The following is a 5,412-nucleotide window of genomic DNA, read 5'->3' on the forward strand; positions in this document are numbered from 1 at the left end:
ACTATGCGCTGCCTATCATTTTAAAGCCGGGTGTTGCTGACAAAAGCAATCTGGGAGCCGTCGGGCGACCAACTAGGCACATTGATGCTGCCCTGCCCGCCATACACATAGGCGATGATTTCCGGTTCCCCGCCCTCCGCTGGCATTTCGCGCAGATACACATGGCGATAGAACGGATGATCACCCGGATCTATATCATCCATATAACTGAGAAAAACAATCTTCTTGCCATCCGGTGATACATGCGGAAACCAATTGTTGTGATTATCGAAGGTGAGCTGCTGCTGATTGCTGCCATCGGCGTGCATACGCCAAAGCTGCATCATGCCCGTGCGATTGGAATTGAAATAAATATATTTACCATCAGGACTGAATTCGGAGCCATCATCCACAGTTGGAGTGTCGGTTAATTGGGTCTCTTTGCCGGTTTTAATATCGATACTGTAAATATCGTATTGCCCTTTACGCTCGCCGGTAAAAATTAAGGACTTATCATCCGGCGAAAATCCATGCAGGTAAGAATGACCAGCACCTTTGGCAGTAATGCGCGTAGGCTTTTTGGAGCCTGTTATCGGCAGCGTATAAATCGTCGAGTGATTATTTTCCTCGGCAACATGATGGCTAATACCGATTAATTTACCGCTCCAGGAAAGCACATGATCGTTATTATTGTTGCTCGCAAAACCCGATTCCAGCACCGAACTTTTGCCGCTTTTGATATCGAAATTAAATAATAAACCTTTGGAATTATAAATCAGCGTTTTACCGTCCTGCGTCCAATTAGGCGCCTGGATAGAATCGGGCGAGCGAAACACAATGGGCCGATTTTTGGTCTTCATATTCATAATTTCCACATTACTGCCGATGTAATCTTTATAGGGGCGAAAATCTTTTGCGGCGGGAAGAATAATCCTTACATTGGAGAAAACCGCATTCTCTATCACATCGGGATTGTGTGCACACAGGCTCAAACCTGCATAAATTTTTTCACCGAGCTTGATATCGGAAACTGAAGTCACCTGAAACGGCTGACCCATTTTTGCTGCACTCATAATGTAGGTATCGCCACGGCGTTCCAGCTGAATTACATCAGGAGCTTTGATTGCCATCGGATACTCTTGCGTATCACCGCCCGCGCTCGCGCGAAATTGCAAAGAGGTGAGACCATCACCGTGCACTGTTGCATGGACATTGGGTGAGCCAGTATCGAGACTGGTGCGCAAATTCCAACCGATTTTTCGATGCGGATCGACACCTGTTCCCTCAAATGCAACATGAGCACGCAAAATAAAATCGCCCGTCAGTTGGGTGTAGGCGTAATGTAATTCGTCTTCGCCCACCCACATGTTTTTGCCCGAACCGCTCATGCGATATTGTTGGAAAGCGGGATCATAAATCGCAGAGCCTTTGTGTTTGACTGCGCCTATATCCTGATGCCCCGTGAACTGGCCCAAAGGTGCCGCCCAGCCCAACAGCGGCAGAATTGAACCCATTAAAAAAATGAAGCCCCGCTGGATTATTTTTATCGTCATAGTGTCCTCACTGAAGTTGGTATCGCCCAAAAAATTGTGCGGAGAGATACTGCGCCGACAATCAGTATTAACGGCAGGAGTTTTACCCTAATTTACCTTTTCATATCTCAGCCCAGCTGACCCAATGCTAAAACATCGCCACCTACCCCCCAATCTGCAGCCATTCAAGAAAAAGGGTTGCGAACTCCGGATTACACCTGTAATCTTCACTTGTGATTACAAGTGTAATCCCACCCTGAAACAACATAAACCAAGCTGAGGTATTGATGGACACAGATGACCTGCAACTCTCGGGCAGCGAATGGGATTTAATGAAAATCCTGTGGGAGAAAAACCCTGTCACAGCCAACCAAATTGCAGAACTCACCCCGCAGTGGCACCCCAAAACCGTGCGCACCATGTTGATTCGTTTACAAAAAAAGGGCGCTGTTGAATATGAAGTGATTGATGGCATTCAGCATTTCAAGCCGGTATATGAACGCGAATACTGCGAATCCAGTGCGACGCAATCGTTTATGCAGCGCGTGTTTGACGGTGCATTGACACCGATGATTGCTCACTTCACTCGCCAACAAAAATTGACCAACGAAGAAAAACAGGCGCTGATTGCCCTATTGCAAGACGAAAATCATCAGGGAGAAAAATAATGGCCGAGCTGATGCAGGAATTAAATTCATTTACCGGTTGGCTACTGATTGCATCACTCAAGAGCTTACCCTTAATTGCTATTTTATTATTGGCGCAATATGGGTTGAAAAAATATTTATCGGCAGGTGCTCGCCATGGTTTATGGCTAAGTTTATTTCTGTGCTTGAGCACTCCATTCGGATGGCATTTTTCTTTTGATGTTCAAACCACGGAATTAGTATTTTCATCCACAGAAAATAATGCTACTTCTCCGTCAACATCTGAAATAATCACTTCGTCAATCGCCGCTACCGAAGTAGCGCAAACAAATATAGAGAATGATCTATTTCAAACCCGTGAAGTTGCAATCACCTCACTTGATTCACACAGTATATTGAGTCTTCTTTGGCTTTCTATTTTCAGCGGATTAATTTTTATTACTTCTTGGCAGTTAGTGCGATTTAAGCGTGTCCTGCAAAAAGCATCCAATGCTCCCTCACAAGATTACTTGCTGTTGCAGAACGCCCAACACACTTTGGGGTTTGACCAAAAAATTCCCCTCCTATATTCCTCGCAGGTATCCAGCCCGCTAACGTTGGGATTATTTAAACCAGCCATTATTTTGCCCATTGGCATTGAGCGGCAACTTACTGAAAACCAATTGAGACTTGTGCTGTTACATGAATTAGCTCATATCCAACGTCGCGATATCTTGTGGAATTGGTTAGCTTACGGAATAACGCTACTACACTGGTTTAACCCACTGATCTGGTTGGCCAGTAAGCGTATGAAAGCCGACATGGAAATGGCCTGCGATGCAAAAGTGCTTTCACATCTTTCACCGCAAGATAGAAATGATTACGGGCTGACATTAATCAATGTCAGTCAACTCTCTTCAAAGCCTCTGGGCTTCGCTCATAGCCTGGGTATTTTGGAAAACCACCGCGAACTTAAAGATCGCTTAATAATGATGAAGGAATTTACGACTATGACGCTAAAAAAATCGCTCGTTTTTGGAATGGTTTTTAGTGCTTTTGCATTTGCTGCACTAGCGCAACCGAACTCCACACTCAAATCAACAGAAGACGCCGCTTCACTCCATACCGCGACCAGCATGAAATTGTCTGAGTTTTCACAACGTGCCGAAAGAGATTTAAAGACACAAGTTTTAGTGGGTAGAGATCATGCCAATACCAACATTCCGGTAAATCTCACTGATAAACCACTCAGTTATGGCCAGCTGCTGAGTCAATTAAAGATCAACGGTTTTACTGCTTATAAATCCAGCGGTTACATCCAAATCATCCCAATATCTGAAGCTCGTGCATACGCAATTCCTGTCGTCGAAAAAGGAAAAGTTTATGCTGATGATGAATACGTCACCGCCTCCATTCATTTGCAAAAAGCGTGGGCAGGCAGCGTATTAGCTACTGTGCGCCCATTAGTTCCTCGCGATGGACATCTCACTACACTGGAAACTGCGAACACATTAATCATTACCGATTTTTATCAAAATATTGTACGAGTAAAAGCAACCATCAAATCATTGGAAGACAACATCAAAGAACCAACCCCATGCCCCGCGTTTAAAGTGGCTCAAAAAATCAAGCCGCCCATCCCGGAAAAGAAATAATTTTCTGCATAAAAAAAGGGTGCCACTAAGCACCCTCCCTTTCTATCACAGCGAATAGACCGCAATTATTTATTAGCGCGATTTTCAATCAACTCATTTACCACCGCCGGATCAGCGAGGGTTGAGGTATCACCCAGTGAATCCAGTTCGTTGGCGGCGATTTTACGTAGGATGCGGCGCATGATTTTTCCGGAGCGGGTTTTTGGCAAACCGGGCGCCCACTGAATAACATCTGGTCGAGCGATAGCGCCGATCTCTTTCACTACCAATGCCAGCAATTCTTTTTTCAGCTCATCAGTTGGTTGTTCGCCTGCCATCAAAGTGACGTAAGCGTAAATGCCTTGGCCTTTGATATCGTGCGGATAGCCAACCACTGCAGCCTCGGCAACCTTATCATGCAATACCAGAGCGCTCTCGACTTCGGCAGTGCCCATACGATGGCCCGATACGTTGATCACATCGTCCACACGACCGGTGATCCAGTAGTAGCCATCGGCATCGCGACGCGCACCATCGCCGGTGAAGTAGTAGCCGGGATAAGTGCTGTAATAGGTGTCGATACAGCGCTGGTGATCGCCATACACGGTGCGGATCTGGCTTGGCCAAGCGGCCTTGATGCAGAGATTACCCTCGCCTGCGCCGACTACTTCTTTGCCTTCCGCATCGAGCAGCACTGGCTGTATGCCAAAGAAAGGGACGGTTGCAGAGCCGGGCTTGAGATCAATCGCACCAGGCAATGGAGTGAGCATGTGGGCGCCGGTTTCGGTTTGCCACCAGGTATCCATAATCGGGCAGCGGCTGTCGCCGATTACGCGGTAGTACCACTCCCAGGCTTCGGGGTTGATCGGTTCACCTACGCTGCCGAGTATTTTCAAACTGGCGCGCGTGGTCTTGGTAACGTAATCGTTACCTGCACCCATTAATGCGCGAATCGCAGTGGGTGCGGTGTAGAAACTGTTAACGCCATGTTTGTCGATCACTTGCCAGCAGCGGGAAGCATCAGGATAAGTCGGCACGCCTTCAAACATCAGGGTAGTCGCACCATTGGTCAACGGGCCGTAGACGATATAGCTGTGGCCTGTTACCCAGCCTACGTCGGCGGTACACCAGTAGACATCGCCCTCTTGATAGTCGAACACGTACTTGTGGGTCATGGCTGCTTGCAGCAGGTAGCCACCGGTGGTGTGCAATACACCTTTGGGTTTGCCGGTTGAGCCGGAGGTGTAGAGGATAAACAGCGGATCTTCGGAATCCATGACTTCAGGTTCGCAATCATTCGCCTGACGCTCGACGAGATCCTCGTACCAGAAATCGCGCTTTTCATCCCAAGCGATATCGCCACCGGTACGTTTGACCACAATACAAGTGTGAACGCCGGGGCATTGCGTCAATGCGATATCAGCATTCTTTTTCAGTGGGACGCGCTTGCCGCCACGCAGACCTTCGTCTGATGTAATCACGACTTGGCATTCCGCATCCTGAATACGGTCTTTTAACGCTTCGGGCGAGAAGCCGCCAAATACGATTGAGTGAATTGCGCCGATACGGGTACAGGCGAGCATGGCATAAGCCGCTTCCGGGATCATCGGCATATAGATGCATACGCGATCGCCCTTTTTC

The 5,412-nt window shown here is 47.5% G+C and carries 4 protein-coding genes; 2 read left to right on the forward strand and 2 right to left on the reverse strand.

All coding sequences use genetic code 11. From position 1 onward, the window contains the following. Nucleotides 1–20 precede the first annotated feature (20 nt). Nucleotides 21–1,532 (reverse strand): TolB family protein, encoded by a 1,512-nt coding sequence (locus tag ACWA6V_RS16720; RefSeq protein WP_449523555.1) that lies wholly within the window; start codon nucleotides 1,530–1,532, stop codon nucleotides 21–23. Between the two features lie 266 nt (nucleotides 1,533–1,798). Between ACWA6V_RS16720 and ACWA6V_RS16725 the strand changes: the two genes are divergently transcribed. Both ACWA6V_RS16725 and ACWA6V_RS16730 read left to right on the forward strand, forming a co-directional pair. Then, nucleotides 1,799–2,179 (forward strand): BlaI/MecI/CopY family transcriptional regulator, encoded by a 381-nt coding sequence (locus ACWA6V_RS16725; RefSeq protein ID WP_449523556.1) that lies wholly within the window; start codon nucleotides 1,799–1,801, stop codon nucleotides 2,177–2,179. After that, nucleotides 2,179–3,792: a M56 family metallopeptidase gene (locus tag ACWA6V_RS16730; protein ID WP_449523557.1), complete on the forward strand. Its 1,614-nt coding sequence runs from the start codon at nucleotides 2,179–2,181 to the stop codon at nucleotides 3,790–3,792. The genes ACWA6V_RS16725 and ACWA6V_RS16730 overlap by 1 nt, the downstream gene beginning before the upstream one ends. Nucleotides 3,793–3,857: 65 nt before the next feature. On the opposite strand, the gene acs is transcribed toward ACWA6V_RS16730, so the two are convergent. Next, nucleotides 3,858–5,412: acetate--CoA ligase (gene acs / locus ACWA6V_RS16735; RefSeq protein WP_449523558.1), on the reverse strand; the 1,555-nt coding region annotated here is incomplete at its 5' end.

The organism is Cellvibrio sp. (genome assembly GCF_053579595.1).